The sequence below is a fragment of the Streptomyces sp. NPDC005374 genome, from assembly GCF_042872225.1.
Taxonomy (GTDB): domain Bacteria; phylum Actinomycetota; class Actinomycetes; order Streptomycetales; family Streptomycetaceae; genus Streptomyces.
The window spans coordinates 133,608-147,995 of record NZ_JBIAKA010000010.1; the positions used below are offsets into that span (position 1 = coordinate 133,608).

Genomic DNA, 14,388 nt, shown 5'->3' on the forward strand with positions numbered 1-14,388 from the left:
CCTGCCTCACTCGTGCGCGATCGCGGCCAATACATTCATGCGCGATGCACGCAGTGCCGGCAGCAGTGCCGCCACGATGCCCACCACCGCCGATCCGACGACGACCGCGACGATCGTGCCCCAGGGGATCGCCAGCGCGTTCAAGCCCTGCAACGCCAGCACCTGCTGGGTGCACACGCCCCACACCAGCCCCAGCGCGAGTCCGAGGACCGCGCCGAACACCGCGATCACCACCGACTCCAGACGGATCATCCGGCGCAGCTGACGCCGGGCCAGCCCGATCGCGCGCAGCAGCCCGATCTCCCGGGTGCGTTCCACGACCGACAGGGCAAGGGTGTTGACCACGCCGAGCACCGCGATGACGATCGCGAGTCCGAGCAGCGCGTACACGAGATAGAGCAGGACCGCGATCTGGTCGTGGACGAGGTCCTTGTAGTCGGCGAGGTCACGCACCTGGACCTGCGGATACGGGTCGAGCGTCTTCTCCAGGCCCGCCCGCAGCCGGTCCGCGCCGGTCCCGGAGGCGGCGTTCACGTACAGCGCGGAGTCCTGGCCGCCGGGGGCGAACCGCTCCAGCGTGCCCAGGCCGAAGTAGATGCCGCCCTGGGTCCCGAACCCGCCCGAGGAGCCCTGGTCGGTGAGGGCACCCACCGTCAGGTCCGTCCTGCGTCCGCCCTGGAACTCGACGGGGATCCGGCTGCCGACCTTCACGTCGTGGTCGCGGGCGAAGCCCAGGTCCATGGCCAGGTGCCCGGAGGCGAGCGCGGCCGCGGTGTCGCCCTGCGCGTAGGTGATGTGGGCGACGTCGTCGAGCTGCGGGTCGTAGCCCGCGGCGGTCGTCTCGACGCGCTTGCCGTCCGGCAGCCGTACGGCGATCGGCGCGAACCGCGACCGTACGACGAGCCCGGCGCCCTCGGTGTCGCGCACCGCGTCCGTGACCTCCTGCGGGAACGGCAGGAAGTTGCCGTTCTGCACGACGAAGTCGGCGCCCAGCGTCTTGTCGATCTGCTCGTCGAAGGACTTGGACATGGACGCGCTCGCCACGGACATCCCGCCGACCAGGGCGAGGCCGACCATCAGGGCGGCCGCGGTGGCGCCGGTGCGGCGGGGATTGCGCAGGGCGTTGCGCTGGCTCATCCGTCCGACCGGGCCGAACAGGGCCGGGAAGGCGCCGCCCAGTACCCGGATCACCGGGCGCACCAGCAGCGGGCCCGCGATCACGGTCGCCAGGAGGGTCAGCACGACGCCGAGGCCCAGCAGCGAGGCTGCCGTAGCCGTCTTCGACGCGAGCGCGCACCCGACGAGCGCGGCCGTGCCCGCCGCCCCCACCAGGCCGCCCACGATCGCGCGGACCTTCAGCGGCCGTCCGATGTCGGCGATCTCGGCGTCCGCGAGGGCGGCCATCGGCGAGACGCCGGCCGCCCGCCTCGCCGGGAGATAGGCCGCCACGAAGGTGACGCCCACGCCGACCACGTAGGCCGCGACCGGTGTTCCCCAGCCGATGACCATCTCGCCGGTGCGGATGTTCATGCCGAAGGCGTTCATCAGCGCGATGAGTCCGACGGCCAGCCCGATGCCCGTGCCGAGCCCGACCGTGGAGCCGACCAGGCCGAGCAGGAGGGCCTCGGTGAGCACCGAGCGGCGGACCTGGCGCCGGTCGGCGCCGAGTGCGCGCAGCAGGCCCAGCTCACGGGTGCGCTGGGCGATTAGCATCGAGAAGGTGTTGACGATGAGGAAGACGCCGACCAGGACGGCGATGCCCGCGAAGCCGAGCATCACATACTTGATGACGTCGAGGAATCCGCCCAGTTGGTCGACGTCCGACTTCGCCTGCTCCTCCGCCGTCCGGTACTCGTAGGTGCCCGTGCCGAGCGCAGCGGCCACCCGCTGCTTGAGCTGGTCGTTGCTGACGCCCTTGGCGGCGTCCACGGAGATGCTGGTGGCGGCCGTCGACGAGCCGAGCAGCTTGGTCTGCGCGGTCGGCGGGTCGAGGAACAGCAGCGTGGCACCGGGGTTGGTGGTGGTGAAGGTGGCGATGCCGACGATCCGCACCTTGAACGAGCCCGGTCCCGCGATCACGGTGAGCGGGTCACCGATGCCCAGGTCCTTGCGGTCGGCGGTCTCCGAGTCGAGCAGCGCCTCGGACGGCCCGTGCGGGGCGTGCCCGGAGGTGAGCTTGAGGGGGCTGCGCTCGGTGGGGTTCCAGTCGGTGCCGATGGTGGGGGCGCCGGTGGTCGAGCCGATCGACTCGTTGTGGGAGTCGGCGACGGTGATGCCGTCGTCCTCGGCGTCGAAGCGCGCGGCGGCGACCCCGTCGACCTTGGCCAGGCGCTCGGCGAGCGCGGCCGGCAGGGTGGCCGTCGTCCCGGACGGGATGGCCTCCTTCAGGTCCTCCTTGGGGCTGACCGTGAGGTCGGGGGCGGTCGAGGCGAAGAGCCGGTCGAAGGTGCGGCTCAGCGTGTCGGAGAAGATCAGGCTTCCCGACACGAAGGCCACGGACAGGACGACGGCCAGCGCGGAGAGCAGCAGCCGTCCCTTGTGCGCGAGAAAGCTCCGCAGTGTCGCCTTCAGCACGGGCTCAGTCCTTGTCGAGGGTCACGTCACCGGAGCCGCTGTCGTCCGAGGAGCCGGGGGAGCCCGAGCCGGAAGAATCCGGTGAGCCCTCGAACTGGCCGCGGATCACGTCGAAACGCTTCATGCGCTCCAGCACCGCCTCCGCCGTCGGCCGCTCCATGCTGTCCACGATCCGCCCGTCCCCGAGGAAGAGCACCAGGTCGGAGTGGGTCGCCGCGCCCGGGTCGTGGGTGACCATGACGACGGTCTGTCCGAGCTGGTCGACGGCCTCACGCAGAAAACCGAGGACCTCAAGACCCGCCCGCGAGTCGAGGTTTCCGGTCGGCTCATCCGCGAAGATCAGCTCGGGCCGGGAGGCGAGCGCCCGCGCGCACGCGACCCGCTGCTGCTGACCGCCCGAGAGCTGCGAGGGCCGGTGCTTGAGCCGGTCCCGCAGGCCCAGCGTGTCGATGACCTGGTCCAGCCACTTCTCGTCGGGCTTCTTGCCCGCGATGTCCATGGGCAGCGTGATGTTCTCCGCCGCGTTCAGCGTCGGGATCAGGTTGAACGACTGGAACATGAACCCGATCCGGTCCCGGCGCAGCCGGGTCAGCTCGCGCTCCTTCAGCCCCGTGATCTCGGTGTCGCCGAGCCACACCTGGCCGGCCGACACGGTGTCGAGCCCCGCCAGGCAGTGCATCATCGTGGACTTCCCGGAGCCCGAGGGGCCCATGATCGCGGTGAACCGCCCGCGTGCGATGTCCACGTCCACCGAGTCCAGGGCGAGCACGGCCGTCTCGCCCGAGCCGTACGCCTTGGTCAGACCGCGGGCGCGGGCCGCGGTCCCGTCGGCCGGAACGGCACCGGGGGCGTGCTCGGCAGCAGCTGTGGACAAGGCTCTCTCCTCGCTCGTGGACGGCGTGACTTCCCCGTCCGGACTTCCCCATCCGGCCGAGCGTAGTGTGATCCACCCCACACCCGGTATCCCCCGTGCGGCCGAGACGTTCTCCATCCCAGGTCGGGTCCCCGATACCGGTGTAAGGGGCATATTCCACCCGGGGGAGGACCCTCTTGCGCACGCTAGCGTTTCGGCGCTAGCTTCGAGGTATGGCGAAGACTCAGTTGAACGTGCGGGTGGACGAGGGCACCGCCCGCGCCGCCCGTGATCGTGCCCTCGCCCGTGGCGTGAGCGTCAACCGCTACATCGAGGAGTTGGTCATGAAGGACACCGGCGAGGCGGGCCAGGCCTTCGTGGAGGCCGCGGCCGACTTCATGAAGCAGTACGAATCCGTCTTCGTGGAGGAATTCGGCAAGGAACACGAGGCTCGTTGAGCGATCTGCACATCGATCTCGCCTGGCTTCTGATGCTCGCCGAGCAGAAGACCCCGGGCGACCCCCAGGTCACCGACTGGGGTGCCCTGGTCGCCGCCGTGGCACGGCACCAGGCGGAGATCTTCGACATCCCGGTCTACGACAGTCCGCACATGCGCGCCGCCGCCCTGCTGCAACTCCTCATCCACGTCCCGGCGTTGGAGCGCACCAACGCGCTCTTCGCGTGTGCCGTCGGGTACGCCTACCTCGTCGCGAGCGGGCTCAGGGTCGTCACCTCGCCCGAACTCGTCCGTGACCTCGCCAAGGTGGCCAAGAAGGGTGACGCCTCGGTGCTCGACATCGCGCGCGAGCTGAGGAAGTGGACCTTGTGACCCTGTGATCAGCGCTCCGCCGACGGCGGGCGCCACGCGGTGCCGAGCACGCAGAAGGACGTAGGCAGCTTCGGTCCCTTCTCGGGCATCAACACCCGCCGGTAGGGGCCGAGTTCGAAACCGGCGTCCCGCAGTGCGCCGACCGGGTCGCGGCCCAGATGGCAGCCGCCGTTCAGCGGGGGCCACAGCGTGCGGTCCAGGGCGCGCTGGGTGAAGCGCATCGCCGGGCCGCCGCCCCTGCCGTGCTCGAAGAACCGCACGACCCCGCCGGGCCGCAGCACCCGCCGCACCTCGCCGAGCGCACGCGGCACATCGCGCACACTGCACAGCACCAGCGAGAGCACCACGGCGTCGAAGGCCTCGCTCTTGACCGGGAGCGCCTCCGCGGCCCCGGGCGCCACGTCGACCGGTACCTGCGAGCGCAGGGCGGACTCCACCGCCAACTGCCGCAGACCGCGCTCCGGTTCGATCGCCACGACCTCGGAGACCGTGCCCGGATAGTGCGAGAAGTTCAGGCCGTTGCCCGCGCCGATCTCGATCACCCGCCCGGACAGTCCGGCGAGCAGCCGCTCACGCACACCCGCCATGCCCATCCGGGTCTCGGCGGCGACACTGACCCGGGCGTAGTACCGGGCGAACAGCGGATGGTGGACGGGATCCCGGGACACCTTACCGGTGTGGGCGGACCGTAGCGGCATGACAGCCTCCCTCACAGGACTGGTCCTGCTGTGAGTGTCCCCCGCGGGACCCCGTCGCACCCCCGCCGAGGGCTCACTCCACGAAGTCGCGCACCTGCTCGTAGACGCCGTGGTCGTTGTTCATGTCGGTGTGCGAGATGCACCCGACCTCGACGTTGGTCGCGCCGCTCAGGATCGCCGTGGTGTCCGGGGTCAGGGCGTCGTCGCAGTTGGACCAGTAACTGGCGTACGCGACGCCGCCCGGTGTCTCGTCGCCTGAGTTGAGGGCGGTGAGGAAGGAACTGCCGGTGTACATCTCCGCGCACGAGGTGTACAGCCACGAGCACCACGAGGCGGTCGTCGTCCCGTGGTTGACGCCGGCGGCCGACACGAAGTCGTCCACGTACGCCGTCCCGCCGAGGTTCTTCAGGTAGTAGCGGGCGCTCAGCGCGCCCATCGAGTGGGTGACCAGGTCGACCTTCGAGGCGCCGGTCGCCTTGAGCACCCGCTGGACCTCCGTGGCCAGCTGCTGGGCGGTGGTGACGTTCGACTGCGACCAGCTGTACGACCAGGCGTCCAGCTGGGACGCGGTGTAGCCGTCGGCCTTGAAGTCGGCGATCCAGTCGTCCCAGCTGCTCGCGTCACTGCTGATGCCGTGCACGAAGACGACCGGGTTGGGGGTGGCCGCGTGAGCGGGGGTCGCGGAGAGGGAGAGGGACAGAAGGAGCGGTGCCGTGACGGCCGATACGACCGTGGCGATGCGACGCGTGAAGCGCCTCATGATGCCTCCTGAAACGGGTGGGGTTGCCAGGAGTGTCCGGCGGGTCTACGCGCGCCGCATCGGCGAAATCGCCGGTCTTTACGGGTCAATTAACTCGCCAGTAACGTGAATGGCGTGGTGACTCCGGTGAACCCTCCGCTTCAGACCCGCACTTCGCCACCGCGGCGCGTGATCTCGGCGCTTCCCGAGGGCGTCAGGGTGCGGCTGCTGCATTCCGCATATGGCGATCCCCGCGCCGCCGCCGAACTCGTGACGCTGCTGACCGACCGTCAGGCGGCCGGTCTGGACCCGCTTCCGGCCGAGCCCGCCGACCTCGCCCCCGCACTGCTGCGCGCACTGCGTGCGGAGATCCGGGCCCTGCCCGACGACACCCGTCTCCTGCTCCTCCTCGCGGCGGCCGACCAGTACCCGGTCGCCACCCATGCCTTCCTCCGCGCCGTCACCGCCGCCCGGCTCGACACCCGCCCCCTGGAGACGGCCGAGGCGCTCGGCGTGGCGCACTCGGGGGCCGGCGGCGTGGTCTTCCGGGACGCCTGGACGCGGATCGCCGCCTACGAGGCCGGCTCCCCGGCCGACCGCCGTGACGTCCACCGGCTGCTGGCCCGTGTGCTGCACGGCGAGGGTGAGGCCCCCCGACGGTCCTGGCACCGCGGGGCGGCCGCGCTCGGACCCAGCGGACGGCTCGCGGCGGAGCTCCGGGGCTCCGCGGACCGGGCCCGCCGCACCGGCGGACTCGTCCTGGCACGGGCCCTGTCGGAGCGCGCCGCCGCGCTGTGCCCGGATTCGCCGGAACGCTCCCGCCTGGTGACACGTGCCGCCTCGGACGCCTGGCAGGCGGGTGACGGCGACCGGGCCCGCCGCCTCGCGGCCGACGGCGCGGCGGACGACGCCCTCACGGGCCTGTTCGCGCTGCGCACGGGCAACGCCACGGAGGCGTTCGACGCGCTCCTGGGGGCAGCGGCACAACGCGCGAGACCCCAGCGAGGGAACGATTCTCCAGGGTCGGGTGGGACACCGGGCGGCCGTGCGGCGCCGCGCGGTGAGGCGTCCTCCGACCCGGCCGCGCTGCTTCTCGCCCGCGCGACCGAAGCCGCCGTCTACACCGGTGACCTGCGCCGCTGCCGGGACGCAGCCCGGGTCGCCGGCCGGCTGGGGATCACCTCGCCCGGCACGCTCGGGGGACTGGCGGCCGCCTTCGAGGGGCGTTACGAGGACGCGCGCGACCTCCTGGAGGCGGCGGCCGGGCGCTGCGGCCCCGGCGGCGACCCCACCCTCCTCATCCACTCGGGCATCGCCGCCCTGATGCTCGGCGACCACACCCGCGCCGCCACGGCGACCCTGCGGGCCACCGCTTCCGCCCGGACCCGGGGCGCGACCGGACTCATGGCGCAGGCCATGGAGTTCCGCGCCTATGCCGACTTCTGGACCGGCCGCCCGGGGGCCGGACAGGCCGCCGCGACCGAGGCGCTGCACCAGGCGTACGCCACCGGCCAGGACAACGGGGCCTGCCATCTCCAGGCGGCCCTCGCCATGTTCGCGGCGATCACGGGCGACGCCGACGTCTGCCGCGAACGCGCCGCCGCCGCACGGTCCTACGCCCTCGCCCGGGGTCTCGGCCTGCCCGCCGCCCTCGCCCAGTGGGCGCTCGCCTTCCTCGACCTCACCGGCGGCCGGTTCGCCGGAGCGGCCGCCCGGCTGCGGGCCCTCGCCGGGTTCGGTCCCGGCCACGGCCACCGCGCCATCCGGCACCTGGCCACCCCGCACTACGTCGAGGCCGCCGTCCGCACCGACGACACGAGGATCGCCCGCGGTGCGCACGCCGACTACCACCGCTGGGCCACGGTCGTACGCAGCCCCGACGACCTCGCCCTCAGCGCCCGTTGCCGCGCCCTGCTGGCGCCCGGTCAGGAAGCGGTCGAGCACTACCGCGCGGCCCTCGACCTCCATGCCCGCGGCACCCGCGACTTCGAACGCGCCCGCACGGAGTTCCTGTTCGGCAGCGCCCTGCGCCGTCTGCGCCACCGCACGGAGGCCCGCGACCGTCTCCACAGTGCCCTGGAGGCCTTCGACCACTTCGGCGCACCGCACTGCGCGGCCCAGGCCCGGGCCGAACTCCGCGCCCTGGGCGCCCCGGCGGCCCCGACACACGCCGTGAATCCCACCGCACGCCTCACCGCCCAGCAGTTGCTGGTCGCCCGCATGGTCGCCGAGGGTGCCACCAACCGTGAGATCGGGGCGCGCCTGGCCCTCAGCCCCCGCACGATCGACCACCATCTGCGTGGCGTCTTCACCCGCCTGGGCATCCGCTCACGTGTCGAACTGGTGCGGCTCATCGCGGAGAGCGAGACCTCGTAGCGGGGGCGAGGAGATGTCTCAGGGCGCCTCGCGCACCCCGAAAGCCTCCGCGTCCCACGTCCCGTCGAGCCGCGGTGCCAGCCAACCCGGCGCCGCGGTACGGAAGTCGGCCGGCGCGAGCCCACCGGCTCCGGCGGGCAGGGCGCCGAGCAGCGGGGCCCCGGACACGTCCGGCAGATCCGCGAGGTTGCAACGCGAGGCGAGATCGGGGGAGTCGGGCCAGCTGCCGATCACCACACCCGCCAAGTCCAGCCCGCGACGCCGGAGTTCACGAGCCGTCAGCTCCGTGGTGTTGAGGGTTCCCAGGCCCGCCGACGCCACGACCAGGACCGGCGCCCGGAGCAGCTCCGCAGCGTCGGCCAGTGTCCCGCCCATGTCGTCGAAGCGGACGAGCAGCCCGCCCGCGCCCTCGACCAGCACCAGGTCGTGCTCGGCGGCCAGTTCGGCGGCGGCCTTGGCCACTTCGGGAGGGCTTACCGGTGCGAGAAGAGCCCGCCGTGCGGCCGTCGCCGGAGCCAACGGCTCGGGATAGCGGGCGACTTCGGCCTTGGTCACCGCACCCGCGAGCCGGGCCACCTCGTCGGCGTCCCCCGCCTCGTCAGGCCGTACGCCGGTCTGCGCGGCCTTCAGGACGGCGACCGTCCGCCCGGCGGCGAGCGCGGCGGCGGCGACGGCAGCCGTCGCGATGGTCTTGCCGACCTCCGTGCCCGTCCCCGTGATCACCAGTACCGGCATGTCATCCCTCTCCGGCGGCGGCGCACACCGCACGCGCGATCCGTGCCACGTCCTCGTCGCCCGTGACGTACGGCGGCATCGTGTAGACGAGGTCGCGGAACGGCCGCAGCCACACGCCCTCCCGTACGGCAGCGGCCGTGGCGGCCCTCATGTCGACCTCGTGGTCCAGCTGGACGATCCCGATGGCTCCGAGGACGCGTACGTCCTTCACACCCGGCAGCGAAGCGGCCTCCGCGAGCCCCTCCCGCAGCCCCGTCCCGATCCGCCGCACCTCCGCCTGCCAGTCCTGCCCGAGCAGCAGCCCGATCGAGGCGCAGGCGACCGACGCGGCGAGCGGGTTGCCCATGAAGGTGGGCCCGTGCGCGAGCACCGGGACCTCGCCGCGTGAGATCCCGTCGGCCACCCGAGGCGTGCACAGGGTCGCCGCCATCGTCATATAGCCGCCGGTCAGCGCCTTGCCCACACACATCACGTCCGGCGTCACGCCCGCGTGCTCCGCGGCGAACAGGGCGCCCGTACGCCCGAACCCGGTCGCGATCTCGTCGAACACCAGCAGCACGTCGTGCGCGTCGCACGCCTCGCGCAGCACCCGCAGATACGCGGGGGAGTGGAACCGCATCCCGCCCGCACCCTGCACCACCGGCTCCACGATCACCGCGGCCAGTTCGTCCGCGTGCCGCTCGATCGCCGCACGCAGCAGCTCGGCGTACGACTCCTCGTACTCGGCCGGTGGCGCGTCCACGAACACCTGGCGGGGCAGGATCCCGGACCACAGCTCGTGCATCCCGCCCTCGGGATCGCACACCGACATCGGCTGCCAGGTGTCGCCGTGGTAGCCGCCGCGCCAGGTCAGCAGCCGCTGCTTGCCCGTGCGGCCCAGCGAGCGCCAGTACTGGAGGCACATCTTCACCGCGACCTCGACCGACACCGACCCCGAGTCGGCGAGGAAGACATGCTCCAGGCCGTCGGGAGACATGTCGACAAGGAGCTTCGCGAGCCGGACGGCGGGCTCATGGGTGAGCCCGCCGAACATCACATGGCTCATCCGCCCGAGCTGCTCGCGCGCGGCCTCGTTCAGCACCGGGTGGTTGTAGCCGTGGATCGCCGACCACCAGGACGACATCCCGTCGACCAGTTCCGGGCCCTCGGCGAGCTTCAACCGCACCCCGCTCGCCGACTCCACGACGAGCGGATCGACCCGGCCGGGCATCGGACCGTACGGATGCCACACGTGCCGCCGGTCGAGCTCCAGCAGCTCCGGGACGGACAGATCAGGCATTGGGTGCGAGATCCGTTCCGGCACCTCGACGGCGTACGGCGACGAGATCGGTCCGCGCCTCGTTGGCCGGCGTGGCGGGGGCCGTCGTACCGCAGACCCCTCCGCCCTCGTGCGAGCCGCACCCGGCGGATTCATGGGACCCGCATCCGCCGCCCCCGGCCGTCGCCCGGTGTTCGGGCAGCGTCACCTCGCCCGCGCCCTCCACCTCGAACCCGGCGTCGGCGATCATCTCCAGGTCGGCCTGGCCGGCCTGGCCCTCGGTGGTGAGGTAGTCGCCGAGGAAGATCGAGTTGGCGAGGTTCAGGGCGAGGGGCTGCATGGTGCGCAGATGGACCTCGCGGCCGCCCGCGATGCGTACCTCGACGTCCGGGCAGACGAAACGGACCATGGCCAGAATGCGCAGACAGCGCTGCGGGGTGAGGTTCCACTCCTTGGCCAGCGGGGTGCCCTCGACCGGGATCAGGAAGTTCACCGGAACCGAGTCGGGGTCCAGCTCGCGCAGCGAGTAGACGACGTCGACCAGGTCCTCGTCGCTCTCGCCCATGCCGGCGATCAGACCCGAGCAGGCGGACAGGCCGGCCGCGTGCGCCTTGGTCACGGTGTCGACCCGGTCGGCGTAGGTGTGCGTGGTCGTGATGTCGCCGTAGGTCGACTCGGACGTGTTGAGGTTGTGGTTGTAGGCGTCCGCGCCCGCCTCGCGCAGCCGCTCCGCCTGGCCGTCGGAGAGCAGACCGAGACAGGCGCACACCTCGACGCCCTCGTTCTGGTCCTTGATCGCCTTGATGGTGCCCGCGACCCGGTCCACGTCACGATCGGTGGGACCGCGTCCGCTGGCCACCAGGCAGACCCGCTTGGCGCCGCCCGCGAGGCCTGCCGCCGCGGCCTTGGAGGCCTCGTCCGGCTTGAGCCAGGTGTACTTCAGGATGCCGGTGGTGGAGCCGAGCCGCTGCGAGCAGTACGAGCAGTCCTCGGGGCACAGCCCGGACTTCAGGTTGACGAGATAGTTGAGTTTCACCCGTCGCCCGAACCAGTGACGGCGCACCTTGCCGGCTGCGGCCACCACGTCGAGCAGGTCGTCGTCGGACGTGGCCAGTACGGCCAGCGCTTCCTCGCGGGTCGGCAGCTCGCGCCGAAGCCCCTTGTCCACCAGCGTGTTCAGCAGGTCCATGAGAGCCGATCCTGTCCTAAGGACCCGCTCCGGGCCAAGGTAGGGATCACACAACAGACCCGGATCGACGTGTGGGTATTGCCACACCGTGGGTAGCGAATGCTGCCGCTAGGGTCTGTCCGTTACCTACAAAAGCCCCGGAGGACCCATGGCGTTCGGCTGGATCGACGAGCAGGCCGAGGCACGCCGCCGGGCCGGCCTCGTACGGACCCTGCGGCCCCGTCCGGCCGACTCGCCGCTCCTCGATCTCGCGAGCAACGACTACCTGGGCCTGGCCCGCCACCCCGAGGTCGTGGCGGGGGCCGAGGCGGCCGCGCGGGCCTGGGGCGGCGGTGCGACCGGTTCCCGGCTCGTCACCGGAACCACCGAGCTGCACACCGAACTCGAACGCGAGCTGGCCGGCTTCTGCGGCTTCGAGGCGGCGCTCGTCTTCTCCTCCGGCTACGCGGCCAACCTCGCCGCCGTCACCGCGCTCGCACCGCACGGCTCGCTGATCGTCTCCGACGCGGGCAACCACGCCTCGCTCATCGACGGCTGCCGGCTGGCCCGCGGTACCACCCAGGTGGTCGCGCACGCCGACCCGGAAGCCGTCCGCAAGGCGCTCGGCACCCACGACGGGCCCGCGGTCGCGGTGTCCGACACGGTCTTCTCGGTCGACGGCGACGCGGCGCCCCTGGCCGGCCTCGCGCAGGCATGCCGGACGTACGGCGCGGGCCTGGTCGTCGACGACGCCCATGGCCTGGGTGTGCTCGGCGACGGCGGCCGCGGTGCCCCGCACGCGGCGGGTCTCGCGGGCGCCGACGACGTGGTCGTCACGGTCACGCTGTCCAAGTCGCTCGGCAGCCAGGGCGGTGCCGTGCTCGGCCCCGCACGAGTGATCGAGCACCTCGTCAACGCGGCACGGACGTTCATCTTCGACACCGGCCTGGCCCCCGCGGCGGCGGGAGCCGCCCTCGCGGCCCTGCGGCTGCTCGGCCGTGAGCCCGAGCGGGCCACGCGTGCGCGCGAGGTGGCCACCGAACTGCACGCACGCCTGACCGCCACGGGTCTGGAAGCGGTACGTCCCGACGCCGCGGTGGTCTCGGTGCGCGCGCCCTCCCCGGAGGAGGCCGTGCAGTGGGCGGCCGACTGCCGTGCCGCCGGGCTCCTCGTGGGCTGTTTCCGGCCCCCTTCGGTGCCCGACGGCATTTCACGGCTCAGACTGACCGCCCGCGGAGACCTCTCCGAGGAGCAGATCGAACGCGCTGTACATGTGATCGGCGGAACACGACCATGAGTCGGCGTGACACGGCCGTGCGCCTGGTGGGCTGACGGTCAGAACGCGGCTGTGAAGCCCGCCCAGCTCTCGGGGGAGAAGAGCAGCGCGGGCCCGTCCGGGTCCTTGGAGTCTCGTACGGCGAGCAGCCCGGCCCATGGCCCGGCCGACGGCCTCGCCGTCTCGACGCAGTTGTTCGCTCCGGTGCTGTAGCTGCTGCGCAGCCAGCGCACTTCGGGCAGTTCCGTACTGGCAGATACGTTCCGAGGCAGTGCAGACATGGTGCCTCCTTACGCGCCGTCACCTATCCCGGCGATGTAGTCCAACGAGTCCTCGGGCGAGAGGGCGTGGAACCGAAGGGAGTTGAAGGCCTCGGTGTAGGCCTGGAGGTCTTCTTTCCGCTCGAGGTAGAGGCTACTCGTCAAGTGGTCGAGAACAACCACATCCAGATCAGATGTGCGCGAAAATGAGAAGATTACGAAAGGCCCGGTGATCCCCACATGCGCCCCGGCCGTGAACGGCAGTACCTGTAGCCGCACTTGAGGCAGCCGGGCGGCCTCCAGGAGTCTCTTCAACTGCCGGGCCATCACTTCGGGGCCACCGATCTCCCGGCGCAGGACCGCCTCGTCCAGGACGGCGCTCAGCTCCAGCGGGGGCTCGCCGCGCAGCACGTCCTGCCGTGCCAGCCGCACCTCCACGAGCGTGTCGAGACGTTCGTCGTCGAGGCCGCCCACCGAGGCCCGGGTCACCGCGCGGGCGTACTCGGGCGTCTGGAGCAGCCCGGGCACCACCGAGGTCTCCAGTGTGCGCATCGCGCTCGCCTGGGACTCCAGACTGATGAAGTCCCGGTAGGTCGGCGGCAGGACACCCCGGTACGCGTGCCACCAGTGGTGCCGGCCGCCGCCCTCGTCGGAGCCCGCCAGCACCAGGAGCAGCTCCCGCAGATCCGTGTCCAGCACGCCGTAGGCATCGAGGAGTAACCGCACATCGGCCGGTTTCACACCGCTGGCGCCGGTCTCGATGCGGCTCACCTTCGACTGGTGCCAGCCCACGAGCCGGGCCGCCTCACCGCTGGTGAGCGCCGCACTCGTGCGTAACGCACGCAGTTCGGCGCCCAGTTTCCGGCGGCGCACCGCGGGACCGTGCTGCATGGTGCTACTCCCTTACTCCTTACGAGCCGCCCAAATACGGTCTCGCGTCGCAGAGTTCACCGCTTCGAGCGACAGATATATGCATATCTTGGTGGATCGGCACCCGTCACCGCCTCGGTAATGGCACTCTGACGATGAACCACCAGTCCGGGACCGTACTCGAACCATCCGCACCGTGTCGGACTACGGTTCCGTGGGAAAGGGACGACGTCGCCATGGCAGACCACCTGGAAGCATCCGTCACTCTGCCGAGCGAACCCGCCTCGGTCTCCGCGGCCCGCACCTATGTCCTGAGCGCGCTCGCGGAGTGGGGGCTGCCACCGGCCACGGACATCGCGGAGACCGTCCGGCTCATCGTCTCCGAACTCGCCACCAACGCCGTACAGCACACCTTCGGACAGTCACCCACCTTCACGGTGGACATCGAGCTGGACCGTGACGAACAACTGCGCATCGGGGTCACCGACAGCCATCCCCGCTTCCCCAAGCGCCTCCCGGCCGCGGTCCAGCAGGACAACGGGCGGGGAATGGTGATCATCCGCTGGCTCGCGGCCGAGTACGGCGGCAAGCTGAGAGTCAGGCCCACCCGGGAAGGCGGCAAGACCGTTTCGATCGAACTCCCGTGGTCGGTACCGGCACAGCCGGTCACCGCCGCGGGGCAGCAGGAGCCGTGACCCACTCCGTAGGCCGGGAACGCGGAGACAGGACGCCCCCTTCAGCGGCCGAGCCCG

The 14,388-nt window shown here is 71.6% G+C and carries 14 protein-coding genes; 5 read left to right on the forward strand and 9 right to left on the reverse strand.

The features are described 5' to 3' along the window. Positions 1-6: 6 nt before the first annotated feature. Together ACFYRX_RS25745 and ACFYRX_RS25750 are read right to left on the reverse strand one after the other, a co-directional pair. A complete protein-coding gene (locus ACFYRX_RS25745; RefSeq protein WP_389104021.1) occupies positions 7-2,574 on the reverse strand; it encodes an FtsX-like permease family protein in 2,568 nt (855 codons plus the stop codon). Between the two features lie 4 nt (positions 2,575-2,578). After that, positions 2,579-3,448, reverse strand: a complete 870-nt coding sequence (locus ACFYRX_RS25750) for an ABC transporter ATP-binding protein (RefSeq protein ID WP_389104024.1) — start codon at positions 3,446-3,448, stop codon at positions 2,579-2,581. Between the two features lie 212 nt (positions 3,449-3,660). Here ACFYRX_RS25750 and ACFYRX_RS25755 point away from each other — a divergent pair, with 212 nt between their 5' ends. Then, on the forward strand, positions 3,661-3,885 hold the full coding sequence (locus tag ACFYRX_RS25755; protein WP_328745401.1) for an antitoxin: 225 nt from the start codon (positions 3,661-3,663) through the stop codon (positions 3,883-3,885). Then, positions 3,882-4,256: a fic family toxin-antitoxin system, toxin component gene (locus ACFYRX_RS25760; protein ID WP_389104027.1), complete on the forward strand. Its 375-nt coding sequence runs from the start codon at positions 3,882-3,884 to the stop codon at positions 4,254-4,256. Before ACFYRX_RS25755 ends, ACFYRX_RS25760 begins: the two co-directional genes overlap by 4 nt. Positions 4,257-4,264: 8 nt before the next feature. Here the strand turns inward: ACFYRX_RS25760 and ACFYRX_RS25765 are convergent, their stop codons facing one another. Next, positions 4,265-4,954, reverse strand: coding sequence for a class I SAM-dependent methyltransferase (locus ACFYRX_RS25765; RefSeq protein ID WP_389104030.1), 690 nt, complete (start codon positions 4,952-4,954; stop codon positions 4,265-4,267). Between the two features lie 73 nt (positions 4,955-5,027). After that, positions 5,028-5,714: an esterase/lipase family protein gene (locus ACFYRX_RS25770; protein ID WP_389104032.1), complete on the reverse strand. Its 687-nt coding sequence runs from the start codon at positions 5,712-5,714 to the stop codon at positions 5,028-5,030. A gap of 117 nt (positions 5,715-5,831) precedes the next feature. On the opposite strand from ACFYRX_RS25770, the gene ACFYRX_RS25775 reads away from it, so the two are divergent. Then, positions 5,832-8,069 carry a LuxR C-terminal-related transcriptional regulator gene (locus ACFYRX_RS25775; RefSeq protein ID WP_389104646.1) on the forward strand — a complete coding sequence of 746 codons (2,238 nt, stop codon included), beginning with the start codon at positions 5,832-5,834 and terminating at the stop codon, positions 8,067-8,069. A gap of 18 nt (positions 8,070-8,087) precedes the next feature. Here the strand turns inward: ACFYRX_RS25775 and bioD are convergent, their stop codons facing one another. From bioD to bioB, 3 genes are read right to left on the reverse strand one after another with little or no spacing between them, the layout of a single operon-like run. After that, positions 8,088-8,804 (reverse strand): dethiobiotin synthase, encoded by a 717-nt coding sequence (bioD, locus tag ACFYRX_RS25780; RefSeq protein ID WP_389104035.1) that lies wholly within the window; start codon positions 8,802-8,804, stop codon positions 8,088-8,090. Between the two features lies 1 nt (position 8,805). Then, positions 8,806-10,083 (reverse strand): adenosylmethionine--8-amino-7-oxononanoate transaminase, encoded by a 1,278-nt coding sequence (locus ACFYRX_RS25785; protein WP_389104038.1) that lies wholly within the window; start codon positions 10,081-10,083, stop codon positions 8,806-8,808. Beyond that, positions 10,076-11,251, reverse strand: coding sequence for a biotin synthase BioB (gene bioB, locus ACFYRX_RS25790; protein WP_389104041.1), 1,176 nt, complete (start codon positions 11,249-11,251; stop codon positions 10,076-10,078). Before bioB ends, ACFYRX_RS25785 begins: the two co-directional genes overlap by 8 nt. Before the next feature lie 148 nt (positions 11,252-11,399). Here bioB and ACFYRX_RS25795 point away from each other — a divergent pair, with 148 nt between their 5' ends. Then, on the forward strand, positions 11,400-12,527 hold the full coding sequence (locus ACFYRX_RS25795) for an 8-amino-7-oxononanoate synthase (RefSeq protein WP_389104044.1): 1,128 nt from the start codon (positions 11,400-11,402) through the stop codon (positions 12,525-12,527). A gap of 38 nt (positions 12,528-12,565) precedes the next feature. Here the strand turns inward: ACFYRX_RS25795 and ACFYRX_RS25800 are convergent, their stop codons facing one another. Together ACFYRX_RS25800 and ACFYRX_RS25805 are read right to left on the reverse strand one after the other, a co-directional pair. Beyond that, positions 12,566-12,787: a DUF397 domain-containing protein gene (locus ACFYRX_RS25800; RefSeq protein WP_328745392.1), complete on the reverse strand. Its 222-nt coding sequence runs from the start codon at positions 12,785-12,787 to the stop codon at positions 12,566-12,568. Between the two features lie 9 nt (positions 12,788-12,796). Then, positions 12,797-13,657: a helix-turn-helix domain-containing protein gene (locus ACFYRX_RS25805; protein WP_389104047.1), complete on the reverse strand. Its 861-nt coding sequence runs from the start codon at positions 13,655-13,657 to the stop codon at positions 12,797-12,799. Between the two features lie 215 nt (positions 13,658-13,872). Here ACFYRX_RS25805 and ACFYRX_RS25810 point away from each other — a divergent pair, with 215 nt between their 5' ends. Continuing rightward, the gene (locus ACFYRX_RS25810) at positions 13,873-14,331 is read left to right on the forward strand and encodes an ATP-binding protein (RefSeq protein WP_389104050.1); all 459 of its coding nucleotides are present in this window, start codon (positions 13,873-13,875) and stop codon (positions 14,329-14,331) included. The last annotated feature ends 57 nt before the right edge of the window (positions 14,332-14,388 follow it).

What these genes read in the sequence shown, in the direction of transcription:
- ACFYRX_RS25785 (WP_389104038.1), bottom strand. Translation starts at nt 10,083, where the DNA reads ATGCCTGATCTGTCCGTCCCGGAGCTGCTGGAGCTCGACCGGCGGCAC.
- ACFYRX_RS25810 (WP_389104050.1), top strand. Translation starts at nt 13,873, where the DNA reads ATGGCAGACCACCTGGAAGCATCCGTCACTCTGCCGAGCGAACCCGCC.
- bioB (WP_389104041.1), bottom strand. Translation starts at nt 11,251, where the DNA reads ATGGACCTGCTGAACACGCTGGTGGACAAGGGGCTTCGGCGCGAGCTG.
- ACFYRX_RS25755 (WP_328745401.1), top strand. Translation starts at nt 3,661, where the DNA reads ATGGCGAAGACTCAGTTGAACGTGCGGGTGGACGAGGGCACCGCCCGC.
- ACFYRX_RS25765 (WP_389104030.1), bottom strand. Translation starts at nt 4,954, where the DNA reads ATGCCGCTACGGTCCGCCCACACCGGTAAGGTGTCCCGGGATCCCGTC.
- ACFYRX_RS25805 (WP_389104047.1), bottom strand. Translation starts at nt 13,657, where the DNA reads ATGCAGCACGGTCCCGCGGTGCGCCGCCGGAAACTGGGCGCCGAACTG.
- ACFYRX_RS25800 (WP_328745392.1), bottom strand. Translation starts at nt 12,787, where the DNA reads ATGTCTGCACTGCCTCGGAACGTATCTGCCAGTACGGAACTGCCCGAA.
- bioD (WP_389104035.1), bottom strand. Translation starts at nt 8,804, where the DNA reads ATGCCGGTACTGGTGATCACGGGGACGGGCACGGAGGTCGGCAAGACC.
- ACFYRX_RS25770 (WP_389104032.1), bottom strand. Translation starts at nt 5,714, where the DNA reads ATGAGGCGCTTCACGCGTCGCATCGCCACGGTCGTATCGGCCGTCACG.
- ACFYRX_RS25795 (WP_389104044.1), top strand. Translation starts at nt 11,400, where the DNA reads ATGGCGTTCGGCTGGATCGACGAGCAGGCCGAGGCACGCCGCCGGGCC.